General features: G+C 70.4%; 19 protein-coding genes. 10 read left to right on the top strand and 9 right to left on the bottom strand.

Going from position 1 to position 21,948, the window contains the following annotated elements:
• The first annotated feature begins 3 nt into the window (after nt 1–3).
• Together ACH4YP_RS27165 and ACH4YP_RS27160 are read left to right on the top strand one after the other, a co-directional pair.
• The gene (locus ACH4YP_RS27165) at nt 4–789 is read left to right on the top strand and encodes a DeoR/GlpR family DNA-binding transcription regulator (protein ID WP_361061425.1); all 786 of its coding nucleotides are present in this window, start codon (nt 4–6) and stop codon (nt 787–789) included.
• A gap of 142 nt (nt 790–931) precedes the next feature.
• Complete coding sequence (locus ACH4YP_RS27160) at nt 932–2,416, top strand: aminotransferase class V-fold PLP-dependent enzyme (protein ID WP_398493017.1); 1,485 nt, start codon at nt 932–934, stop codon at nt 2,414–2,416.
• A gap of 19 nt (nt 2,417–2,435) precedes the next feature.
• Here the strand turns inward: ACH4YP_RS27160 and ACH4YP_RS27155 are convergent, their stop codons facing one another.
• Complete coding sequence (locus ACH4YP_RS27155) at nt 2,436–4,154, bottom strand: ATP-binding cassette domain-containing protein (RefSeq protein ID WP_398493015.1); 1,719 nt, start codon at nt 4,152–4,154, stop codon at nt 2,436–2,438.
• A gap of 269 nt (nt 4,155–4,423) precedes the next feature.
• Here ACH4YP_RS27155 and ACH4YP_RS27150 point away from each other — a divergent pair, with 269 nt between their 5' ends.
• From ACH4YP_RS27150 to ACH4YP_RS27135, 4 genes are all read left to right on the top strand, one after another.
• Nucleotides 4,424–6,259: an alpha-galactosidase D gene (locus ACH4YP_RS27150; RefSeq protein WP_398493013.1), complete on the top strand. Its 1,836-nt coding sequence runs from the start codon at nt 4,424–4,426 to the stop codon at nt 6,257–6,259.
• Nucleotides 6,260–6,289: 30 nt separating this feature from the next.
• Nucleotides 6,290–6,433, top strand: a complete 144-nt coding sequence (locus tag ACH4YP_RS27145) for a hypothetical protein (RefSeq protein ID WP_361061417.1) — start codon at nt 6,290–6,292, stop codon at nt 6,431–6,433.
• Nucleotides 6,430–7,677 (top strand): SGNH/GDSL hydrolase family protein, encoded by a 1,248-nt coding sequence (locus ACH4YP_RS27140; RefSeq protein WP_398493011.1) that lies wholly within the window; start codon nt 6,430–6,432, stop codon nt 7,675–7,677. The genes ACH4YP_RS27145 and ACH4YP_RS27140 overlap by 4 nt, the downstream gene beginning before the upstream one ends.
• Nucleotides 7,678–7,811: 134 nt before the next feature.
• Nucleotides 7,812–8,660: a universal stress protein gene (locus ACH4YP_RS27135; protein WP_398493009.1), complete on the top strand. Its 849-nt coding sequence runs from the start codon at nt 7,812–7,814 to the stop codon at nt 8,658–8,660.
• 11 nt (nt 8,661–8,671) lie between these two features.
• Here ACH4YP_RS27135 and ACH4YP_RS27130 read toward each other — a convergent pair whose 3' ends face one another.
• From ACH4YP_RS27130 to ACH4YP_RS27120, 3 genes are all read right to left on the bottom strand, one after another.
• Nucleotides 8,672–9,922, bottom strand: coding sequence for a DUF4032 domain-containing protein (locus ACH4YP_RS27130; RefSeq protein WP_361061413.1), 1,251 nt, complete (start codon nt 9,920–9,922; stop codon nt 8,672–8,674).
• Between the two features lie 125 nt (nt 9,923–10,047).
• Nucleotides 10,048–11,685 (bottom strand): cation acetate symporter, encoded by a 1,638-nt coding sequence (locus tag ACH4YP_RS27125; protein ID WP_398493008.1) that lies wholly within the window; start codon nt 11,683–11,685, stop codon nt 10,048–10,050.
• A complete protein-coding gene (locus ACH4YP_RS27120; protein WP_361061409.1) occupies nt 11,679–12,017 on the bottom strand; it encodes a DUF485 domain-containing protein in 339 nt (112 codons plus the stop codon). The genes ACH4YP_RS27125 and ACH4YP_RS27120 overlap by 7 nt, the downstream gene beginning before the upstream one ends.
• Nucleotides 12,018–12,601: 584 nt before the next feature.
• Here ACH4YP_RS27120 and ACH4YP_RS27115 point away from each other — a divergent pair.
• Nucleotides 12,602–13,135 (top strand): hypothetical protein, encoded by a 534-nt coding sequence (locus ACH4YP_RS27115; RefSeq protein ID WP_361061408.1) that lies wholly within the window; start codon nt 12,602–12,604, stop codon nt 13,133–13,135.
• Nucleotides 13,136–13,171: 36 nt separating this feature from the next.
• Here the strand turns inward: ACH4YP_RS27115 and ACH4YP_RS27110 are convergent, their stop codons facing one another.
• Nucleotides 13,172–14,092, bottom strand: a complete 921-nt coding sequence (locus tag ACH4YP_RS27110) for a LysR family transcriptional regulator ArgP (RefSeq protein ID WP_398493392.1) — start codon at nt 14,090–14,092, stop codon at nt 13,172–13,174.
• Nucleotides 14,093–14,161: 69 nt separating this feature from the next.
• On the opposite strand from ACH4YP_RS27110, the gene ACH4YP_RS27105 reads away from it, so the two are divergent.
• A complete protein-coding gene (locus ACH4YP_RS27105) occupies nt 14,162–14,773 on the top strand; it encodes a LysE family transporter (protein WP_361061405.1) in 612 nt (203 codons plus the stop codon).
• Here the strand turns inward: ACH4YP_RS27105 and ACH4YP_RS27100 are convergent.
• Nucleotides 14,673–15,740 (bottom strand): DMT family transporter, encoded by a 1,068-nt coding sequence (locus tag ACH4YP_RS27100; protein ID WP_398493006.1) that lies wholly within the window; start codon nt 15,738–15,740, stop codon nt 14,673–14,675. The genes ACH4YP_RS27105 and ACH4YP_RS27100 overlap by 101 nt on opposite strands.
• A 207-nt stretch (nt 15,741–15,947) precedes the next feature.
• Here ACH4YP_RS27100 and ACH4YP_RS27095 point away from each other — a divergent pair, with 207 nt between their 5' ends.
• Both ACH4YP_RS27095 and ACH4YP_RS27090 read left to right on the top strand, forming a co-directional pair.
• Entirely contained in the window at nt 15,948–16,520 is a 573-nt protein-coding gene (locus ACH4YP_RS27095) for a TetR/AcrR family transcriptional regulator (protein WP_398493390.1), read from the top strand.
• 153 nt (nt 16,521–16,673) lie between these two features.
• On the top strand, nt 16,674–18,023 hold the full coding sequence (locus tag ACH4YP_RS27090) for an MFS transporter (RefSeq protein WP_398493004.1): 1,350 nt from the start codon (nt 16,674–16,676) through the stop codon (nt 18,021–18,023).
• A gap of 104 nt (nt 18,024–18,127) precedes the next feature.
• Here the strand turns inward: ACH4YP_RS27090 and glgB are convergent, their stop codons facing one another.
• The 3 genes from glgB to ACH4YP_RS27075 form a co-directional block, all read right to left on the bottom strand.
• Nucleotides 18,128–20,290 (bottom strand): 1,4-alpha-glucan branching enzyme, encoded by a 2,163-nt coding sequence (gene glgB, locus ACH4YP_RS27085; protein WP_398493388.1) that lies wholly within the window; start codon nt 20,288–20,290, stop codon nt 18,128–18,130.
• A gap of 85 nt (nt 20,291–20,375) precedes the next feature.
• The gene (locus ACH4YP_RS27080; protein WP_398493002.1) at nt 20,376–21,794 is read right to left on the bottom strand and encodes a maltokinase; all 1,419 of its coding nucleotides are present in this window, start codon (nt 21,792–21,794) and stop codon (nt 20,376–20,378) included.
• A 14-nt stretch (nt 21,795–21,808) separates the two neighbouring features.
• A partial coding sequence (locus ACH4YP_RS27075) for an alpha-glucosidase C-terminal domain-containing protein (RefSeq protein WP_361073235.1) occupies nt 21,809–21,948 on the bottom strand: 140 nt, incomplete at its 5' end.

Raw genomic sequence — 21,948 nt, 5'->3', positions numbered from 1 at the left:
CTGATGTCTGCGATCGGCTCCAAGGCCCGGCGCGACCGGATCGTCCAACTCGCCACCACCACCGGCCTGACCAGCGTGGAGGAACTCTCCCAGCTGTTCGGTGTCACGGCCTCCACCATCCGCCGCGACCTCGCCAAGCTCACCACCGACGGACGGCTCGCCCGTACGTACGGCGGCGCGATGGCCCTGTCCGCGCACCCGGAGGCCTCGCTGCGCCAGCGCACCGGCGAGGCCTACGACGCCAAGCGTGCCATCGCCCGCTGGGCGGCGGCCCAGGTCCAGCCCGGCGAGACCCTGCTCCTCGACGCCGGCTCCACGGTCGGCGCGCTCGCACACGAACTGCGTACGGCCAAGGACGTGACCGTCGCGACCACCGGACTGACGGCGCTTCAGGAACTCGCCGACGTCGAGACCGTGCACGTCGAGTGCCTCGGCGGCACGCTGCGACCGCTCAGCCAGGGCTTCGTCGGCCCGTTGACAGAGGCCGCCCTCGAACGGCTCACTTTCGACCGGGTCTTCCTCGGCACCGACGGCGTCTCCCCGGAGCACGGGATCTGCGAGGCCGACCTGCGCCAGACCCGCCTCAAGGAACTCATGGCCCGCCGCGCCGACCACGTCTACGTACTCGCCCACGCCGCCAAGCTGGGCCGCCGCCCCTTCCACGCCTGGGCCACCCTCCCCGAGGGCTGGACCCTGGTCACGGACGACACGGCCGACCCCGGCATCCTCGCCGAACTGCGCACACGCGGAGTCATCACCGTGCTGGCCGAGCCTGCCGGCACCCTCTGACCGGGGCGCCCCGGCCCGAGCGGCACGATCACGCCGATTCCCTGCAGCCTCTTCCCACCGGGACGAATAGCAGCATGATGTTGGGAGACCGTGCCCGGCCCAGGACCCGGGGACGGGCCGGGCCTCTCACGCGGGAGGATCAGTGGACAAGGCGCAGACCACCGGCCACATACCCGAAGACGACGCGCACGCAGGGGACTTGGCGGACTTACGCAACGAGGACTTCGACTACCTCGACGCCGGCGGGCACACCTACCTCGACCACACCGGAGCGGGCCTTCCGCCGACCTCGCTCGTGCGGGGGAGCGCCGCCCGCATCACCGGCGGACTCTTCGGGAACCCGCACTCCGGGAGCCCGGCCTCCCGCGCCTCGGGAGCGCTGCTGTCCCAGGCCCGCCGCGCGGTGCTCCGCCACTTCAACGCGGACCCGGCCGAGTACGCCGTCATCTTCACCGCCAACGCGACCGGCGCGCTACGCCTGGTCGGCGAGGCGTACCCCTTCACCCGCCGCAGCAGGCTCGTCATGTCGCTGGACAACCACAACTCGGTGAACGGCCTGCGCGAGTACGCGCGTTCGCGCGGCGCGGCCACGGTGTACGTACCGGTGAGCGGCCCCGGGCTGCGGATGGACGAGCAGCGGCTGGGAGCCGCCCTGCCTGCGCGCGAACGCGGCCCCGGACCCCTACTCAGACGCGGCCCGGGCCCGCGGCGGGGCCGCGCCGGCGAGCGCCCGCACGGCCTGCTCGCCTACCCGGCGCAGAGCAACTTCACCGGCGTCCAGCACCCGCTCACCTGGATCGCGGCGGCCCAGGCGCGCGGCTACGACGTGCTGCTCGACGCTGCCGCGTACGTGCCCGCCAACACCCTCGACCTGAGCCGGTTCCACCCCGACTTCACGGTCGTCAGCTGGTACAAGGTCTTCGGCCACCCCACCGGCGTTGGCAGCCTGATCGCCCGCCGGGACGCGCTCGCGAGGCTGCGACGCCCCTGGTTCTCCGGCGGCACCGTCTACGCGGTCAGCGCGCAGGCGCAGTGGCACGTCCTCGCGGACGACGAGGCGGCCTTCGAGGACGGCACGGTCAACTTCCTGTCCGTACCCGACGTTTCGGCCGGGCTGGAGTGGATCGACGGCATCGGCATGGACCGCGTGCACGCCCACGTCACCGCACTGACCGGTCAACTCCTTGCGGGCCTGAGGGAGTTGTGGCACAGCGACGGCTCACCGCTGGTCAGGATGTACGGACCCGTCGACCTCGTGGCCCGGGGCGGAACGGTCGCGCTGAACCTGCTGGGCGCCGACGGCCGCGTCATCGACGAACGGGTCGTCATCCGCGACAGCGCCCGGCGCGGGATCTCGCTGCGCACCGGCTGCTTCTGCAACCCGGGCGCGGGCGAGGCGGCGTTCGCCCTGCCACCACGCCGACTTCGCTCGGCCGCACGCCGCCAAGTCGCTTCTCTGGAGGAGTACTTGGAGCTGCTGCGCATGCCGTCGGCGGGCGCCGTCCGGATCTCGCTCGGCCTGTCGTCACAGCCCAGGGACATCGAGACGTTCCTGACGTTCGTACGGGAGACCTACCGGGACCGGGTGCCAGAGGCCGCCGGACTGGAGGCGAGGGCCGGCTGCTGAGCGGCTAGCGGGCGCCGGCTCACCTTCCCGCCCGCCCGCGTACCACCCCGTTCCGGCACTTGCGCACCAGCACCGCCCACGTCGCCGCCAGGAACAGCAGGCCGAACCCGGCCAGGATCAGCCAGCCCCGGCTCGCCGGATGGGCGAACGAGTCACCGTACGAGTCCAGCAGCGGCGGCCCCAGCCGGGAGGCACCCCCGCGCCACAGCGACTCCAGTCCGATACCGCTGCCCAGCGCCTCGAACGCCCAGCGGTTGGTCATCGCCCAGCTGATCGCGTCTCCCGCCGCAGTCATCCGGGGCACCGGCACGAACGCCCCCGAGAACAGCACCTGCGGGAAGCAGAGCAGCGGCAGCATCAGCGTCGCCTGGCCCGCGTCCGTCACGGCGGCGGAGGCGAGCAGCCCCAGGGCCAGCGCGGCAGCCGAGGCCAGCACGCTCGACACGAACAGGGAGACGTACGCGTCCCAGCCCGCCGCGGGCAGCCGGTCCAGGGCGCGCAGCACGGCGAGAAGCAAGGCGTCCGCGGCGGCCAGCACCGGGAGCATGGTGGTCAGCTTGGACGCCACGTACGGGCCGATCCGCAGCCCGGCCAGCCATTCGCGGCGGAGCACGGGCAGTTCCATGCAGATCTGCAACAGCCCGTAGGTCAGCCCGAAGAAGAACGCGCCGAACGCGATCCAGAACATGATCATCGCGGTCGACCCCGGATCCGGGTCCGCCGGATCGAACGCGCCCGCGCGGAACAGCACCGCGAACATCGCCACGATCATCACGGGCGAACCCGCCAGCACGGCGACGGAGAGCCGGTTGTGCAGCAGCAGGGCCGTTCCGCGCCGGGTGAGCAGTGACCACTGGCGTACCGCGCCGACGCGAGGCCGTGACCCCGGCCGCTCAGGACGGACCGGACCGCTCTCGGACTCCGCGGGCTCGCCGGGGGACACGCTGGGTTCGACCCGAGCCCCGTCGGCCACCGCCTCGTACACCTCCTCGACCGTGCCGACCCCGAACTCCCCGCACAGGGTGGCCGGTTCACCCGAGAACGCGACCTGTCCGCCCGGGGCCAGGAACACGACGTGGTCGCCGCGGAGGAGGTCCGCGAGGACATGGGTGGTCAGCACGATGGTGGTGCCGTGCTCGGCGAGGGCGCGCAGGGTCCGCAACAGGGCCGCCCCGGTGACCGGATCGAGCCCGGAGGTGGGTTCGTCGAGGAAGAGCGCCCGCGGTCTGGTGAGCAACTCGGCGCCTATGCTCGCCCGTTTGCGTTCCCCGCCGCTCAGCGCGCGGACGGGCGTACCGGCCCGGTGCGCCAGCCCGAGCGTGTCCAGGACCCGGTCGACGGCCGCGGTGACCGACTCGGCCGACGTGCCCGGTGGCATGCGCAGGCCCGCCGAGTACACCAGTGTCCGGTGCAGGGGGAGGTCGCGGTGCAGGATGTCCTCCTGCGGCACGAACCCGAACTCCGGCCCTGGCGCATCCGGTTGGGCTCCGTCGTGCAGTACGGAGCCTTCGTCGGCCGACCGCAGTCCCGCGAGGGTTTCCAGCAGTACCGTCTTGCCCGCGCCGCTGCTGCCGGCGATCACGACGATCAGCCCGGGCTCGGCATCGAGGGACACGTCGTCCAGCACGCGCCCCGCTCCGCGCACCTCCTGGGTGAGCCGACGAGCCCGGATCCGCAGACCGTCGACCGGAGCGAGGGAAGTGGCGACGGGCGGGCGGGACCCTGTCGGTATCGGCATGGAGGCAGCATGCCAGGAGAGCATGGACTTGAAGCCCGAGCGGGGACGCTACCGGGCAAGTGCCGGTGCGATATCCGGTGGTGGGACGTATCCGTAGGGCCAAAGCGTCAAATCCCCCTTCTTCAAAGGATCCTTGCTTCTGACGAACCATCAAGCTCCTTGGCCTCCAAGGAAGTTCCCGCACCAACGCACCAACACATCACTGCCCCGCCGCACCAACGCATCACCGCACCCGCGCAGAGCCGAACCCATCACTGGAGGTCCGACCCATGAGGTCATCCTCGTACTCTCCCGGTACCCCCGCCCGTCGCTCGACAAGAGCCGTGCTCGTCCTGGCACTCACGGCGGCCATGGCGACGACCCTCCCGGCAGCCCGGGCCGCCACCCCCACGGCCACCACTCCCACGACCACCTCCGGCGCCGAGGCGGCGGTCGCGGCCAAGCCCTACATGGGCTGGTCGAGTTGGAGCATGCAGTCCTCGAAGTACCCCGGGCTCAACCCCGACGGCGACTACAGCTACCTCACCGAGAAGAACGTCCTCAAGCAGACGGACGCCCTGGCGGCCAAGCTCAAGCCGTACGGATACGAGTACGTCAACCTCGACGCCGGATGGTGGCGTGCCCAGGACTGGAAGCCAGGCTTCGACGAGTACGCCCGCCAGAAGGCGGACCCGGACCGCTTCCCGCGTGGCATGAAGGCCGTCGCCGACCACATCCACGGCAAGGGACTCAAGGCGGGCATCTACCTGCCCGTCGGCCTGGAGAAGGAGGCGTACGGGGAGGGCAAGGCCCCCATCTGGAACGCCGAGGGCTGCACGACCGCCGACATCGTCTACGGCGACCTGCGCACCACCAACGGCTGGGACAGCGCCTACAAGCTCGACTTCTCCAACCCCTGCGCCCAGAAGTACGTCGACTCGCAGGCCCGGCTCTTCGCCGACTGGGGCTACGACTTCCTCAAGCTCGACGGGGTCGGACCGGGTTCCGGCAAGAACGGCGACCAGTACGACAACGTTGCCGACGTCGCCGCCTGGCAGAAGGCCATCGCCGCCACCGGCCGCCCGATCCACCTGGAGATCTCCTGGTCGCTCGACATGGGCCGGGTCGCCGACTGGAAGAAGTACTCCAACGGCTGGCGCATCGACACTGACGTCGAGTGCTACTGCAACACCCTTGTCAGCTGGGATAACTCGGTCGACGACCGCTGGGACGACGCCCCCGGCTGGACCCGCCACGCGGGCCCCGGCGGCTGGAACGACCTGGACTCCCTGGACGTCGGCAACGGCAAGATGGACGGCCTCACCAAGGCCGAGCGGCAGAGCTACGCGACCCTGTGGGCCATCGCCAAGTCCCCGCTCTACACCGGTGACGACCTGACCAAGCTCGACTCCTACGGTGTGTCCCTGTTGACCAACCGCGAGGTCATCGCCCTCAACCAGGGCAGCACCCCTCCCGCCCGTCCGGTTACCCCGTCCGACCCCCAGCAGGTGTGGGCGGCCAAGAACGCCGACGGCAGCTACACCGTCGCCCTGTTCAACCTCGCCGACTCTCCCGCCGCCGTCACCGCCGACTGGGCGACCCTCGGCTTCACCGGCAAGGCCTCCGTACGGGACCTGTGGAACCGCGAGAACCTCGGCATCCACAAGAACAAGGTGACGCAGGCCGTGCCCGCCCATGGCTCCCGTCTGTTCACCGTCACCCCGCGCGGCGCCGCGCTCGCCTCGACCGGCTACGAGGCCGAGTCGGCCACCAACACCCTCAGCGGCAACGCCTCCCTCGCCGACTGCCCCGCCTGCTCAGGCGGCAAGAAGGTCGGCAACCTCTACGTCGGCGGCAAGCTCCGCTTCAACGACGTCGTCGTCGCCAAGGCCGGTACGTACATGGTGAAGGTCGCCTACGTCAGCGGTGACCCCCGCTCCATCGACGTCTCCGCGAACGGCAACGGCGCCAGGCACCACAAGTTCCCCTCCACCGGGGACTGGGGAACCGCCGAGACCGTCAGCGTGCCCGTCACCCTCAAGGCCGGCGCCAACACCATCACGTTCGACAGCGGCACCGGCTACGCCCCGGACATCGACCGCATCGACGTCCCGAAGTCGTCCTGACCGCCGTTCTCTTCCCCCTGGAGCCGCATCATGGACAGCAATCCGACCGAGCCCAGCAGACGAAGACTCCTCGGTGTCGGCGGCCGGACCACGACAGTGGCGTACGGTGACACGTCCCGGACGGTGACGCTGAAGCCCGGCGGGTCCGTCACGCTGCGGGACTTCGCCCGATGACGGCCCGGTTCGCCCGAGTGGGCCGCCTGGCCGCCCTGCTGCTGATCGCCGCGGCCGTCCAGGCGGCGCCCGCGGCGTCACAGCCGGCCGACACGCGTCCGTCCACGGCCGAGGCCGCCGCCGAGCGGCGGCACGACGTGGTCACCTGGGGCGCGAGCGCGGACCGTATCGGCGATGCCGTCAACGACCGCAGCTACCGCCTGATCGTGCGCACCAGCGTCGCCGGGGACGACCCGCGCATCAGGCTCTCCAACGCCTTCGGCGACCGGCCGCTGACCTTCGACAGCGTGTACGCCGGCATCAGGCAGGAGGGCGCCACCGTGGTCCGCGGCACCAACCGGCGGCTGACCTTCGGCGGCTCCCGCACCGTCACGGTCCCGGCCGGCGCCACCGCGTACAGCGACCCGCTTCCCGGCAGGCTGCCCGCCGCGACCGACCTGGCCGTCAGCCTCCACACCAGCGGGGCGGGCGGCACGGCCACCGGGCACTCCATGGCCATGCAGACCTCGTACGCGGCGGAGGGCGACCACACGGGCGAGGAGGCCGCCGGCTCCTGGACCCAGCCGATCGGCTCCTGGTTCTACCTCGACGCCGTGTCCGTACGGACGAGTTCGGTCACCGGGGCCGTGGTCGCGCTCGGCGACTCCATCACGGACGGCTGGCAGTCCACGAGCGATCTGAACCGCCGCTGGCCCGACTACCTCGCCCGCCGCCTGCGGGCAACGATCGGGCCGGTCAAGGGAGTTGCGAACGAGGGCATCTCCGGGAACAAGGTCCTCGCGGACGGCGCCGGGCAGAGCGCCCTCAACCGGCTGGACCGTGACGTCCTTTCCCTGCCGGGCGTCCGCACGGTGTTCCTCTTCGAGGGTGTCAACGACATCAAGGCCCACTCCGGCGTCACGGCCCAGGACATGATCAAGGGCTATCGCGAGATCATCGCCCGCGCCCACGAAGCCGGCAAGTGCGTCGTCGGAGCCACCGTCGCGCCCTTCAAGGGCTGGTACGAATGGGATGCCGCCGCCGAGTCCGTACGCCAGGAGATCAACCAATTCATCCGTGACAGCGGGGAGTTCGACACCGTCACCGATTTCGACCGCATCCTCCGCAGCCCCTACGACCACGAGCGCATCCTCCCCGTCTTCGACGGCGGAGACCATCTGCACCCCAACGACAAGGGCATGCAGGCGATGGCCGACGCCGTCGACCTCAAGAGCCTCGACTGCTCGGCGCGAACAGCGCGCTGAGGCGAGACACCGAGGCATCACGCTGACGCACCGCCCCGAACCCGGCCATCTGATGAGCGGACAGCACCGCCGTGCGGGCCGGCGTAATGGCTCTGTAGCGTGGGCACATCAACCAACGCGACGGAGGCTGTCACATGACCCGCCCGATCACCGTGGGAGCAGACGGTTCCGCCGAGTCCCTGGCCGCCGTGCACTGGGCGGCCAGGGAGGCGGTACGCCGTTCACTGGCGCTGCGTGTGGTGCACGCCTGGGAGAAGTCCGACGGCGAGGACAGGACGGCGGACGTGCGGGACGCGCTGGCGGAGACCGCCCGCGAGGTCACCGACCGGCACCCGGACCTGCCGGTGACCACCGACCTGCTCGAAGGCGACCGGGTCGACGCGCTGGTCGCCGCGGCGGCGGACGCCGAGACGCTGGTCCTCGGCACCCGCGGGCACGGAGCGATCGTCGGCTTCCTGCTCGGTTCCGTCGGACAGCAGGTGGTCGCCGAGTCCGCGCGGCCCGTCGTCCTCGTACGCGCCGGGGATCTCGCCGAGTCCGAGGCGGCCGGCCGCGAGATCGTCGTCGGCCAGCAGGGCGGCCCGGACGACAGCGCGGCCGCACTGCAGTTCGCGTTCGAGACGGCGGCGGCACGCGGCGCCGCCGTACGCGTCGTACGGGCCTGGAGCCTGCCCACCGTCTTCACCTTCAGCCCCGCCTCGCTGAAGCTCGCAGACGAGGCCGGGGGACTGGAGCAGTACGAGGAGAAGGCGCTCGCGGAGGCGCTGCGGCCCTGGGAGGAGCGGTTCCCGGAGGTCCGGGTGACACAGCAGGTCGAGATGGGCAGCGCGGGCGAGGTACTGCTCACGGCCGCCGCGCCGGCTCAGCTGCTCGTGGTCGGCAGGCGCGCGCACCGCTCGGCCGTCGGCGCACGGGTGGGTTCGGTGGCCCATGCGGCCATGCACCACGCGCCCTGCCCGGTGGCGGTCGTCCCGCCGGCCTGACGACCCGCGCCTCAGCGGGAGGGCGCGGGATCGTCCGTCGGCGGCGGCAGCGCGTCCCGCATCGCGGGCAGGATGTTCTGGACGTAGTCCTCGACCGCCTGGTCCAGGCCGATGTCGTGCTGGGCCCGCTCGGACAGGTACCAGCGGTGTTCGAGGAGCCCGTGGTACAGCTCGGCCGCATCCATCGAACCGCGCAGCTCGCGGGGGATGGCACGCACGGTCGGCCGGAAGACGTCCCGCACCCAGCGGTGGGCCAGCACTTCCGGGCGGGCGGCAAGGGGGTCGCCGGGTGCGTAGTCGTCCTGGGTGGCCATCCAGCTCTCCAGGTCGTTCAGCAGCCGCCGTGCCTGGTTCTCCTCGGCGTCGAGCCCGGTCAGCCGCAGCAACTGGCGCTGGTGGTGGCCCGCGTCGACGACCTTCGGCACGAACGTGACGGTGTCACCGTTCGAGGAGTGCGCGATCTGCATCTCGGCGACGTCGAAACCGAGGTCGTTGAGGCGGCGGATGCGGCGGTCGATGTAGTGGTGCTTGCCCGCCGGGTACACGGACGTGCGGGTGAGCTCCTCCCACAGCCGGTTGTAGCGCGCGCAGATCTCCATGCCGAACTCGATCGGGTCCACCGACGGGTGGAGGGCGCCGGACGCCTCCAGGTCCAGCAGCTCCCCGCTGATGTTCACGCGCGCGAGGTCGAGGTCGTACTCGCGCTGCCCGGGGCTCAGCTGCGGATGCAGCTCGCCGGTCTCGGCGTCGACGAGATATGCGGCGTACGCGCCCGCGTCCCGTCGGAACAGCGTGTTGGAGAGCGAGCAGTCGCCCCAGGCGAACCCGGCGAGGTGGAGCCGGACCAGCAGTACCGCCAGCGCGTCCATGAGCCGGTGCATGGTGGCCGGACGCATGGTCGTCTCGAACATCGACCGGTAGGGCATCGAGCCGCCCAGGTGGCGGGTGATCAGTACGGATTCCAGCGGCTCGCCGCCCTCGTCGGTGCGGCCGGTGACCACGGCGAGCGGGTCCACCGAGGGGATGTTCAGCCGGTCGAGACTGCGCAGCAGCTCGTACTCCCGCAGGGCGGGCCGCTCGGCGAGCTCCTTGACCGCGACGACCTCCGTGCCGGCGCGTGCGTAGCGCACCACGTGCCGCGAGATGCCCCGCGGCAGCGGCACCAGATAGTGCTCCGGCCATTCCTCCAGGGGCAGCTGCCACGGCAGGTCGAGCAGGAGCGCGGGATGCTCCGGGTTGGTGGCGCTGATCTGCAATGCCATCGCTCGCTTGCCCTGCCCTTACGGTCGGCCGTCATGTCGCAGGAGCATCTCCGCACCTGGACGTCCCCTTCGTCAACATGGACGTCCGTTTCGTCACCAGGTGGGAGATGTACCCGCTTCTCGGCTCAGACCGGCTGATCCGCCCCCAGCACCGCGCGGACCTCGAACCTCTCGTACGTCTCGGCCGGCTCGGTGTCCTTGGGCCGACGGGCCAGGACCGTGCCCAGCCAGCCCAGCAGGAACCCGGCCGGTACGGAGACGATGCCCGGGTTCTGCAGCGGGAAGAACGCGAAGTCCGCGTCCGGGTAGAACGAGGCGGGCTTGGAGGAGACGACGGGCGAGCAGACGACCAGCAGTACGGACGTGATGAGGCCGCCGTAGAGGCTGAGCAGGGCCCCGCGCGCGTTGAAGCGGCGCCAGAACAGGGTGTAGACCATCGTCGGCAGGATCGCGGACGCGGCGATGGCGAAGGCCAGGAACGCCAGGGTGGCGGTGTTCGTCCCCCAGGAGACGAGCGCGAGCAGCATTCCCAGGACGCCGATCACGACGGCGGACAGCCGGGCCACGGTCAGCTCTTCGCGCTGGCTCGCCCGGCCCTTGCGGACCACCTCTCCGTACAGGTCGTGCGCGAGGGAGGAGGCCGCCGCGAGGGTGAGGCCCGCGGCCACGGCCAGCAGTGTGACGAACGCCAGACAGGAGATGAGCGCGGTGAGCAGGGCACCGCCGAGGTCCTGGGCCAGCAGCAGCACCGCGGCGTCGCCCTTCGCGTCGATGCCCGCGATGGTGTCCCGGCCGACGATCGCGGTCGCGCCGAGACCGAGCACGCCGGCGGCGAGGCACACGAAACCGACCAGGCCCATGGCCCACAGGATGGAACGCCGCAGCACCCGGGTGGCGCTCGGGGCCAGCAGCCGCATCATCACGTGGGGGAGTGCGGCCAGTCCCAGCACGATGGCGACCTGCAGACTGAAGAAGTCGAGCTTGCTGGTCGTGCTGCCGCCGTAGCGCAGCCCGGGCTCCAGGAACCGCTGCCCGATCCCGCTGCCGGAGGCGGCTCCGCCGAGCAGGTCGTCGACGTTCCACCTGTAGCGGTGCAGCACCATGACGGCGGTCACCGCGACACCGACGACCAGCATGACGGCCTTCACGATCTGGATGAAGGTCGCGCCGGGCATACCGCCGAGCGCCACGTACAGCACGACCAGGGTGCCGATGGCGACGATGCACAGGGTGCGGGTGGCGCTGGACGGTTCGCCGAGGAACTGCGTCAGCAGGGCGACGCTGCCGACCAGTTGGGCGACGAGGTAGAGCACGGTGATGGTCAGCGTGCAGAAGGCGAGGGCGAGGCGGACGGAGCGTTGGCTGCGCGGCAGACGCAGCGCCAGGGTGTCGCCGAGCGTGAACTTGCCGGAGTTGCGAAGGGGTTCGGCGATCAGCAGCAGCACCATCACCCAGGCCACGCCGGTGCCCACGAGGTACAGCAGGCCGTCGTACCCGGTCAGTGCGACCAGGCCGGTGCTGCCGAGCAGGGTGGCGGCGGAAATGTAGTCCCCGCACATCGCCAGGCCGTTGCGCAGCGGTGTCATGGTGCGGTTGCCGAGATAGAACTCGCTGATCTCGTCACCCTGCGGCGCGGTGATGAGCGCGGTGAACATGCTGACCACGACGACCGACACGAACAGAATGAAGGTCAGCTTCAGGCTGAAGCCGCCGACGACACCCGCGGAGAGGGTGACGAGGTGGTCCTGGGGGAGAGTCACCATTCGCCGAACCGCCTCTGCCGCTGGGGGACCCGGGCCCGCGCGGCCGCGTCGCGCTGCAACTCGGCACGCAGACGGTCGGCGGCCGGGTCGATCCGCCGCTCCATGTGCACCATGTACCGCCACGCGGTCAGGGCCATCACGACGAACTGCCCCACCCCGCCCGCGAGTCCCAGCGTCACATGACCGAACAGCGGCCGATTGAGCACATCCGGCAGGAAACTCGACAGCAGCACGAACAGCAGGAACCCGCCCACCGAGATCGACAGCGCCACCGCCCCGAATCTGCGGTGAGCGCCGCGTATGGAACGGAAGTCGGGATGCGAAGCGATCATGTTCCGGGCCACGGGTCCGGACTGCGTGCTGTCCGGAGGGGAACCGTAGTACGGGCTTGGTTGTTGTGGCATACCGTGCCTTATCAAATAAGAGTGCAGCTCAAGAGGCATTGCTGAACGCGGCTCAAGTTTCTGGATCGAGGCGGTCGGGAATCCGCCCGAATTTCCGCTGAAATCCTCACCCGGTCAACCCGGGGCGGCCCCGCCGATGGGGTATGTCGGCGAGGCTGAACGGATTCTGGCATTCAATCGATTCAATAATCAACAGTGAAAATGTGAGGGAAATGCGAGCGGCCTTATTCGGCCTGCGAAGCCCGTGGGACTGGCTCAAATGCACCGCACGGCATCGGGTGCCGGAGCCGGTACCGGCGCCGCCGGGCGCCGCGTCGGCGGCGGGGTCCGGGGGACGTGATGTGCAGCACGCCGGGGCGGCGGGCGTGACGCCTGTGAGAAGGGTTCTGGCTGGGCAGGGCTTGATCAGCGATCAAGCCGGGTAAAATCCCTGGCCAACGCCCATTCTGCTCATTTGACACCTCGTCGCGCTCAGGGATAGACAGCAGCCCTCTGAGGTCGAGAGGTGAACCGTGTACGAGCCGAATGTGGTCGGGGACTGGCAGGAGTACGACGATGAGCATGCCGGCCTGCGCATTCGCGTCCATGGCTTGGAGAAGGCGGAGCCCCCGCGCGGTCGTGACGACGCGGCCGAGGGCCTCATCTACTTCCGATTCCGGGTGACCGTCGAAAACCGTACGACCGAGCATTTCGGCATTCATCTCGAAGACGGCCAGCTCGACATCCGTATCGGGACCGACGGCGAGAGCGCGTTTCTGGACTGGCGCAACTCGCAGTTCATCGAGGGCTTCGACGTCTATCCCCTGCGCCGGGCGACCGCGGTCCTGTTCGCCGCCGCGCCCGAAAGCGGCCTCTCCCACGTGGACATCCAGGTCCAGTTGAAGGTCGACGACGAGTGGACCGAGCGCTACCTCTGGTCCGGCGGCATTGGCCTGCACGAGCCGGCGGTCGGCGTCTGTGCCCGCCCCGAATCCGCCGCGGAGGGCCTCGCCGCCCAGGTGATCAGCTTCCTGGAGAGGGAAGCGGGGCAGGGCCCGGCTTCCTGACGGCCGCGGCGGCGGAGTCGTCCCGGTCGTCGAGGCTCAGTGGCCTCGCCCCGGGTCCAGGGCCTCGGCGGCCGCCGCCGCGACGGCCTCGGACACGGCGGCGAGCGCGGGGAAGTCGAGCTTCCACTGCTGCCAGTACAGGGGAACGTAGATCCTTGAGTCCGGCGCGAGATTGACGAGCCGTCCCGAGGCGAGCAGCGGCGCCGCCTGCACCTCTGGAGCCATGCCCCACCCCATTCCGGCCGCGACGGCGTCGACGAACCCCTCCGAGGTCGGCACGAGATGCCGCAGTGAACTCGCCGCGCCGCGACCGCGTTTGAGCCCCCGGACGAACGCGTCCTGGAGATCGTCACGTCGGTCGAAGGCCACCACGGGCGCGTCGGCGATCACCTCCCGCAACGGCGTCTCCGGCCACCCGCCGAGCCGTCGCGCGGCGAAATCGGGGCCCGCCACCGGGACGTACCGCATACGCCCGAGGCTCCGGACGGAACAACCCGTGACCGCCTCCGGCGACGAGGTCACCGCGGCCATCACCAGCCCCTCGCGCAGCAGCGCGGCCGTGTGGTCCTGGTCCTCGCGGCGCAACTCGTAGCAGAGGCGCAGCTCTTCCGGCACGCGGGCGAGCGCGGGCAGGAACCAGGTCGCCAGCGAGTCGGAGTTCACCGCGATCGACAGCCGCGTCGGCTCCTCGGAGTCCGACATGCCGAGCTCGGTCCTGGCCTCGTCCTCAAGGCGGGTCAGTTGGCGCGCGAACCGCACGACGACCTCGCCGGACTCGGTCGGCCGGACCGGTTTCGTACGCATCAACAGGACGCGCCCCGTGCGCTGTTCGAGCGCCTTGACCCGCTGGCTCACCGCCGACGGCGTCACATGCAGCACGACGGCCGCCGCGTCGAACGTGCCCTCGTCCACGACGGCCAGCAGGGTACGCACCTGGTCGAGCGGAAGCTCTGTCATCACGAACGCTAATGATACGTAAGAATCTTTAGCTGTACTCCTGACGGCGGCCTTCCTAGCGTGGATGCCGTGACCAGCGCTCTGACCGCCGCGGCCGCCGGGTTCGGCACCGGCCTCTCCCTCATCGTCGCCATCGGCGCACAGAACGCCTTCGTCCTGCGGCAGGGCATCCGCCGGGACGCCGTGCTCGCGGTGGTGGGCATCTGCGCCCTGTCCGACGCGGCACTCATCGCGCTCGGTGTCGGCGGTGTCGGCGCGGTGGTGGTGGCCTGGCCGGAGGCGCTGACCGCGGTCGCGCTGATCGGCGGTGTCTTCCTCATCGGCTACGGCTGTCTCGCCGTGCGCCGGGTGTTCAGGCCGTCGGCGCTGCTCGTCGAAACGGGGACGACGGGCTCACGACGGCGGGCCGTACTCACCTGTTTGGCGATGACCTGGCTCAACCCGCACGTCTACCTGGACACCGTGTTCCTGCTCGGCTCCATCGCGGCCGACCGCGGTCCGCTGCGCTGGACCTTCGGTCTCGGCGCCGTCCTCGCCAGCCTGGTCTGGTTCGCCGCGCTGGGCTTCGGCGCCCGGCTGCTCAGCCGCTTCCTGGCCCGCCCGTCGGCGTGGCGCGTACTGGACGCTCTGGTCGCCGCGATGATGATCGCGCTCGGTGCCACGCTGATCGCCGGGGCGTGAAAGCACCTGGGCCCGGAGGCTGTTGGCTGTCGTGGCTGTCGTGGCTGTCGTAGCTGTCGTGGCCGTCCTGGTCGTGGTGGCGGTCGCGGTCGCGGCGGTTGTGGCGCTCGCCCCGATGGACGACGGCGACGGCCAGGAGGCCGAGTGCCAGCCCCACCACCGTCTGTGTCCCGAAGTGTTCGTCGAACATCAGCGCACCCCATACGGCCGTCACGGGGGCCATCAGGAACATGAGGGTGTTGACCTCGGTCACCCCGGACCGCCGCAGGATCAGCCAGTACAGCCCGTACCCGCCGAAGGTGGAGAGCACCACGAGCCACACCACGGCGGTCCAGAAGGAGCCACTCGCGGGTGGTGCGACCGCTCCGGTGGCCGCGGCAAGTGCCGTGAACACGAAGGCACTTGTGACGGCGTGGACCGTCATCGACACCATCGGGCGGACGTCCGTACGGGACCGGCGGTCCAGGAAGGTCGCCGCCACCAGGGACAGCATGCCGAGGAACGGCACGAGATACGCCCACCATGCGACGCCCGTCCCGGCACCGGCGTCGGCCGCGGTGACGACGGCGACACCCGTCACGCCGAGCCCCAGTCCGAGCCACTGCGTACGCGACACCGGCAGGCCCAGCAGTGGCCCGGCCAGGGCTCCGGCCACCAGGGGCTGCGTGCCGTCGATGAGAGCCGTCGTGCCACTGGAGACGCCCAGCTCGATCGCGTAGTAGACCGTCAGGAGATAGCCGCTCTGGGACAGCGCCCCCACGGCGGCCTGCCTGACCAGAACGCGGGGCGTGAGCCCACGCCACGACGCCCGAGTCACGGTCAGCGCGACGACGCCCAGGACGAGGGCCAGCGGCAGGAAGCGCCACATGAGAAGCGTGACGGCCGGGGCGCTGCCCGACCCGAGCTTGGCCCCGATGAATCCGGAGCTCCAGGCCCCGACGAACGCGATCGACAACAGGATGTTCACGACACCGCACACCTCCAAGGCCGGACGGCCGACAGAAGTAGATTGAAGTAGACCGATCTGTATACCTGGCGTCGAGTATACAGATCGGTCTACTCTTGAGGAATGAGCACTCCGAAGCCGCAGGGCACATCGAAGACGCAGGGCACGTCGAGCACCTCGGTGACGCCGGGCGGGCCGGCCGCCTCGAACGGGCCGCGCCGAGTGCCGCTGACTCCCGGCGCCCGCCGGGCGCTGGAGGCGGCCGGGCGACTGTTCTACGACCGCGGTATCCACGCCGTCGGCGTCGACCTCATCGCCGCCGAGGCGGGTGTCACGAAGAAGACGCTCTACGACCGGTTCGGCTCGAAGGACCAGATCGTCGTCGAGTACCTCGCCGACCGCGACGAGCGCTGGCGGGCCTTCCTCGCACCCCGCCTCGACGCGGCCCACACCCCGCACGACGGCGTTCTCGCCGTCTTCGAGGCCTCACGCGACTGGATGGACACGGCCGGCCCGCGGGGTTGCAGCATGGTCAACGCCCACGCGGAGATCGACGACACGTCCCACCCGGCGTACGCGATCATCACCGGCCAGAAGCAGTGGATGCTCACCCTGTTCACCGACCTCGTACGCCCGCTCGCGCCCGCCACGGCCGACTCCCTGGGCCGCTCCCTGATGCTGCTCCACGAGGGTGCCCTGGTCGCCCACGGACTGCGCATCTTTCCGGGCGCCCTCGACCGGGCTCGCGAGCAGGCGGCGTCGCTGCTGACGACGGTTGAGGGCTCGCGCGCGACAGGCTGACGCGCCGGTCTGCCCGGCAGCCGTCCATTGTCGTCCCGTCCACGGATCGGTCCGCCCGGCGAAGGTGGCCTCGTATCGGCGATAGTGATCCTCGAATCGAAAGATGTATCGAGCAATCAGGTCGAGGAACCAGGTCGAGGAACCAGGACGGGCGTGGACACGAGCAAGAGCGGTGCGGAAAACGGCGCGGAATCGGATACCGGGGCCTCGGGGCCGGCAGACCCGGCGGACCCAGCAGACCCGGAACCGAAGAGAAGCGGTGGCTGGCGTCGCTGGGCCATGGACACCCGGCCGCTGCGCCGCCCCGCCTACCGCCGCCTCTGGTCCTCGACCATCGTCACGGCCGTGGGCAGCCAGCTCACCGCCGTCGCCGTACCCAAGCAGATCTACGACATCACGGGATCCTCGGCCTGGGTCGGCTACGCCAGTTTCGCGGGACTCCTGCCCCTCGTCGTCTTCGCGCTGTGGGGCGGCGCGATCGCCGACAGCGTGGACCGGCGCAAGCTTCTTCTCGTCACGAACATCGGGATTGCCGTCACGTCCCTGCTCTTCTGGATACAGGCCGTCACCGGACTCGAATCGGTCGGCGTCCTGATGGTGCTGCTCGCCGTCCAGCAGGCGTTCTTCGGCCTCAACTCCCCGGCCCGCCAGGCCTCCATCGCCCGGCTGGTCCCCAAGGACGAACTGGCCGCGGCGAACGCGCTCGGCTCGACCGTCATGCAGACCGGCCTCGTCGCCGGACCGTTGTTGGCCGGAGCCCTCATCCCCGTCGTGGGCCTCGCCGAGCTCTATCTGATCGACGCTCTGGCCTTGTGCGCCACGGTATGGGCGGTCTACCGGCTGCCCTCGCTACCGCCCCTGGGTACCACCGCGGCGGCCGCCGGGCGGGCAGGCCTGCGAGGGATCGCGGAGGGCTTCCGCTACATCTCCCTCAACCAGGTGCTCCTGCTGTCGTTCCTCGCCGACATCATCGCCATGGTCTTCGGCATGCCGCGGGCCTTGTTCCCGCAGCTCGCCGCCCAGACGTACGCCCCGTACGGCGAGGGGCTCGCCCTCGGGCTGCTCTTCGCGGCGATCCCGATCGGTGCTGTGCTCGGCGGGCTGATGTCCGGCACGTTCTCGCGTGCGCGGCGGCACGGGCTCATGGTCATCGCCGCGGTGGTCGCCTGGGGAGTGGCCATCACGGGGTTTGGTCTGAGCTCCAATCTGTGGGTGGGCGTGGCGTTCCTTGCCGCCGCCGGGGTCGCCGACATGGTCTCCATGGTCTTCCGCGGGGCCATCCTTCTGTCGGCCGTGACCGATGAGCTTCGTGGCCGTATGCAGGGCGTCTTCACGGTCGTGGTTGCGGGGGGTCCGCGGCTGGCCGACGTCCTCCACGGGACGGCGGGCTCCGCGTTGGGTGCGCGCACGGCTGTTGCCGGCGGCGGGCTGCTTGTGGTCGTCACGATGCTGGTCCTGGCGGTGACGATGCCGGCGTTGCGGCGGTACCGGGGGAGTGTGTAGATCTCTTTTCGCCCCCGCCGCCCCTACCCGTTCCCGTCACTTCCTCAGGGGCAGCGCCCCCGAAAAGGGACGGGAAGGGTAGGGGCGGGCGGGGGCGAGAAACGCTAAGCCGGCCGCAGCCACACCGTAGCCAGCGGCGGCAGTGTGAGTCGGATACTCGCCGTCCACCCCTGCTCCCCCTGAGCCTCAGCCTTGACGGGGCCGGGCCCAGTCACCCCGCTGCCCCCGAAGCCCACCGCGTCGGTGTTCAGAACCTCCCCCCAGGCGGGCACGTCGTCCGGAACACCGAGCCGGTACTCGTGCCGCACCACAGGCGAGAAGTTGGACACGGCGAGCAACGGCGAGCCATCCGCGTCGAACCGCAGGAACGCGAAGACGTTGTCCTCCGCCGCACCCCCCGCCACCCAGGCGAACCCGGAGGGATCGCAGTCCCGCTCCCACAGCGCACGCGTCACCCCGTACTGACGATTGAGTTCCCGGACGAGGTCCCGCACACCCTGGTGGTCGGCGGCGGCCCCGTACGACGGGTCGAGCAGCCACCAGTCGGGTCCGTGGGCCTCGGACCACTCGGCGCCCTGGGCGAACTCCTGTCCCATGAAGAGGAGTTGCTTGCCGGGGTGCGCCCACATGAAGCCCAGATATGCCCGGTGCGTGGCCCGCTGCTGCCACCAGTCGCCCGGCATCTTGGACACCAACGACCGCTTCCCGTGCACGACTTCGTCGTGGGAGATCGGCAGGACGTAGTTCTCGCTGTACGCGTACACCATCGAGAACGTCATCTCGTTGTGGTGGTACTTGCGATGGACGGGCTCGTGCGCGACGTATTCGAGCGAGTCGTGCATCCAGCCCATGTTCCACTTCAGGCCAAAACCCAGACCACCACTGTCGGTTGAGCGGGTCACCCCCTCCCAGGCGGTCGACTCCTCGGCGATGGTCATCACGCCCGGCACCCGCCGGTACACCGTCGCGTTCATCTCCTGGAGGAAGGCGACCGCGTCGAGGTTCTCCCGGCCGCCGTGGACGTTGGGTGTCCACTGCCCGGGCTCGCGCGAGTAGTCCAGGTAGAGCATGGACGCGACGGCGTCGACCCGCAGGCCGTCGATGTGGAACTCCTGGCACCAGTAGACCGCGTTGGCGACCAGGAAGTTGCGTACCTCGGTGCGCCCGTAGTCGAACTCGTAGGTCCCCCAGTCGGGATGCTCGGCGCGGCGCGAGTCGCCAGGCTCGTACAGCGGCTCCCCGTCGAAGCGGGCCAGGGCCCAGTCGTCCTTCGGGAAGTGCGCGGGCACCCAGTCCATGATCACGCCGATCCCGGCCCGGTGCAGCGCGTCGACGAGGTACTTGAAGTCGTCCGGCGTACCCAGCCTTGCTGTGGGCGCGTAGAAGCCGGTGACCTGATAGCCCCACGAACCACCGAAGGGATGCTCCGCCACCGGCATCAGCTGAACATGGGTGAAGCCCAGGTCCTCCACGTACGTCGGGAGCTCGTCAGCCAATTGACGGTACGTCAGCCCCTTGCGCCAGGAGGGAAGATGGACCTCGTACACGCTGAACGGCGCCTCGTGCACGGCGATGTCGCCGCGGTGCGCAAGCCACTCCTGGTCGCCCCACTCGTGGTGGGACGCCGTCACGATCGACGCCGTCGCGGGCGGCACCTCCGTCCGGCGTGCCATCGGGTCGGCCTTGAGGAACCGGTGGCCGTGCCGCGAGGTGATCTCGAACTTGTACCGCGCGCCCTCGCCGATGCCCGGCAGGAACAGTTCCCACACCCCGGACGAGCCCAGGGACCGCATCGGGAACGCGGTCCCGTCCCAGTGGCTGAAGTCCCCGGCCACCCGGACGCCCCGGGCGTTGGGCGCCCAGACGGTGAAGCGGGTGCCGGCCACGCCCTGGTGGGCCATCGGCTCGGCACCGAGCGCCTGCCAGAGCTGTTCGTGGCGCCCCTCGCCGAACAGATGCAGATCGAACTCACCGAGCGAGGGCAGGAACCGGTACGGATCCTGCACCGCCACCTCGCCGCCGCGCTCGTACCTCACCAGCAAGGTGTACTCGGGAACCGATTCGAGCGGCAGCACACCCGAGAAGAGGCCGTCACCCTCGCTGCCCAGCTCCATGCGCCGCCCGTCCGCCGACACCACGGCCACCGCCGTGGCGAACGGCCGCAACGCGCGGAGGACGACCCCCTCCGGCACGCGATGGGCCCCCAGCAGCGCATGCGGATCGTGGTGGGCGCCCGACAACAGGCGCTCCCGATCCGTCGCGTCCATGGGGAACGCCGGCGGCCGCACTGCGGGCCGGACGTCCTCGGGCACCGGAAGAGTCACGGCTGCGGTGATGTTGCGGGCCACGGGTTCAGCCTCCTTGAGCAATGTGGAAGGACGGGACCGGCTTCTGAGTACCGGAGCCGGATGGTGCGGGTGCGGAGGCGCGCTCGGCGAGGCGGGCGATCGCCGCCATCGGTACGGGCAGCCAGTCGGGCCGATGCCGGGCCTCGTACAGCACCTCGTACACAGCACGGTCCGTCTCGTACGCGCGCAGCAGTTCGGGCTCGCCGCGCGGGTCCCAGCGTGCCTGCGCGGCGTACCCCGCGCAGTACGCGTCCCGGCAGTGCCGCGCCCACTCAGGACGCCATGGGCGACGGCTGCGGGCGGCGTAGTCGAAGGAACGGAGCATGCCCGCGACATCGCGTACGGGCGGCTGCGGGTGCCGTCGCTCGGCGATCGGACGGGCCGGTTCGCCCTCGAAGTCGATGACGAACCACCGCTTCCCGGCCCGCAGCACCTGACCGAGGTGGAGATCGCCATGGATCCGCTGCACCGGACGGCCCGAGTCCAGGGCGGCCAGCGCGTCGAAGGCACCCCGCAGCCCGTCCACGTACGGCAGGAGGTCCGGCACCGACCGGCTCGTGGCGTCCAGCCGCTCGTTCATCGAGGCCGCGAGCCGTCTGCTCCGGCGTCCGACCGGGACGCCGAGGGCGAACGCACCGGCCAGTGCCAGGTGCACCTCGGCCGTCGCCTTCCCCAGTTCGTACGCCTCGTCGGTGAAGTCCCGTCCCGCGGCGAGCGATTCGAGTGCCAGGGTCCACCCGTCGTCGGCGTCGGGCAGGAAGGGTTGCAGCACACCGAGTGTCGCCGCCTGCGGCTGCGAGGTCCGGAACCATGCCACGGGTGCGGGTACACGGGTGCAGCCCTGCCTGGCCAGCGCCCAGGGCACTTCGAGATCCGGGTTGATGCCGGGCTGGACGCGCCGGAAGATCTTCAGGATGTACGAATCCCCGTACACCAGCGACGAGTTGGACTGCTCCGCGTCGAGGAGACGCGGGGTGAGACCGGCGGGGATCGCCACATGCGCCTCACGCTCGAACCGCAGCGGGCCCACCGTGCCCGGAGTCCGCAGCCGCTCCAGGAGCAGGTCCGCCGACCGGGGCTCCTGAAGGGCGTCGTACACCGTCATTCCGGCCAGTGGCCCCTCGCTCGCCCGGCCGATGCGGGTGTGGGCCAGCCGTGGCGGCAGGACCTCCCGGACACCGAGCAGCAACTGGTAGCAGTCCCCGGGCAGTTGAGCGGCGGTGTCGTGCCGCGTACTGACCAGGAGATGCAGGCATCCCGGATGCAGCTCCGTCGCCGACAACAGAGCCAGCTCCGTGACCCGCCGGCCCTTGCCCGCGAACCAGCGCTGCTCCGGCAACCACGTCCGCAGCAGTCCCGCGAGAGACGTCAGCAGGAGTGCCGGACTGTGGCTGCTGGGGCGGGGTGATACGACCTTGCGCATGGCGACCCGTCCTTTCAGGCGCACACCATCAATCGCTGTTTGGTGTGGGGAGCTTCCGCGCGGAGTCGGAACCAGTAGAAGCCGTGGCCGGCGAGGGTGAGGAGGTAGGGGAGTTCGCCGATGGCGGGGAAGCGGACGCCGCCGATGAGTTCGA

It is taken from the genome of Streptomyces sp. NPDC020747, assembly GCF_044334695.1.
In the GTDB taxonomy this organism is placed as follows: Bacteria; Actinomycetota; Actinomycetes; order Streptomycetales; family Streptomycetaceae; genus Streptomyces.
The sequence above is the reverse complement of the archived record's forward strand: the minus strand, read 5'-3'. Positions and strand labels throughout refer to the sequence as shown.

Excerpts from the sequence above, each read along its gene's own strand:
- ACH4YP_RS27165 (WP_361061425.1), top strand. The coding sequence starts at position 4 with ATGTCTGCGATCGGCTCCAAGGCCCGGCGCGACCGGATCGTCCAACTC.
- ACH4YP_RS27155 (WP_398493015.1), bottom strand. The coding sequence starts at position 4,154 with ATGCCGATACCGACAGGGTCCCGCCCGCCCGTCGCCACTTCCCTCGCT.
- ACH4YP_RS27150 (WP_398493013.1), top strand. The coding sequence starts at position 4,424 with ATGAGGTCATCCTCGTACTCTCCCGGTACCCCCGCCCGTCGCTCGACA.
- ACH4YP_RS27145 (WP_361061417.1), top strand. The coding sequence starts at position 6,290 with ATGGACAGCAATCCGACCGAGCCCAGCAGACGAAGACTCCTCGGTGTC.
- ACH4YP_RS27140 (WP_398493011.1), top strand. The coding sequence starts at position 6,430 with ATGACGGCCCGGTTCGCCCGAGTGGGCCGCCTGGCCGCCCTGCTGCTG.
- ACH4YP_RS27135 (WP_398493009.1), top strand. The coding sequence starts at position 7,812 with ATGACCCGCCCGATCACCGTGGGAGCAGACGGTTCCGCCGAGTCCCTG.
- ACH4YP_RS27130 (WP_361061413.1), bottom strand. The coding sequence starts at position 9,922 with ATGGCATTGCAGATCAGCGCCACCAACCCGGAGCATCCCGCGCTCCTG.
- ACH4YP_RS27125 (WP_398493008.1), bottom strand. The coding sequence starts at position 11,685 with ATGGTGACTCTCCCCCAGGACCACCTCGTCACCCTCTCCGCGGGTGTC.
- ACH4YP_RS27120 (WP_361061409.1), bottom strand. The coding sequence starts at position 12,017 with ATGATCGCTTCGCATCCCGACTTCCGTTCCATACGCGGCGCTCACCGC.
- ACH4YP_RS27110 (WP_398493392.1), bottom strand. The coding sequence starts at position 14,092 with ATGACAGAGCTTCCGCTCGACCAGGTGCGTACCCTGCTGGCCGTCGTG.
- glgB (WP_398493388.1), bottom strand. The coding sequence starts at position 20,290 with ATGGACGCGACGGATCGGGAGCGCCTGTTGTCGGGCGCCCACCACGAT.
- ACH4YP_RS27080 (WP_398493002.1), bottom strand. The coding sequence starts at position 21,794 with ATGCGCAAGGTCGTATCACCCCGCCCCAGCAGCCACAGTCCGGCACTC.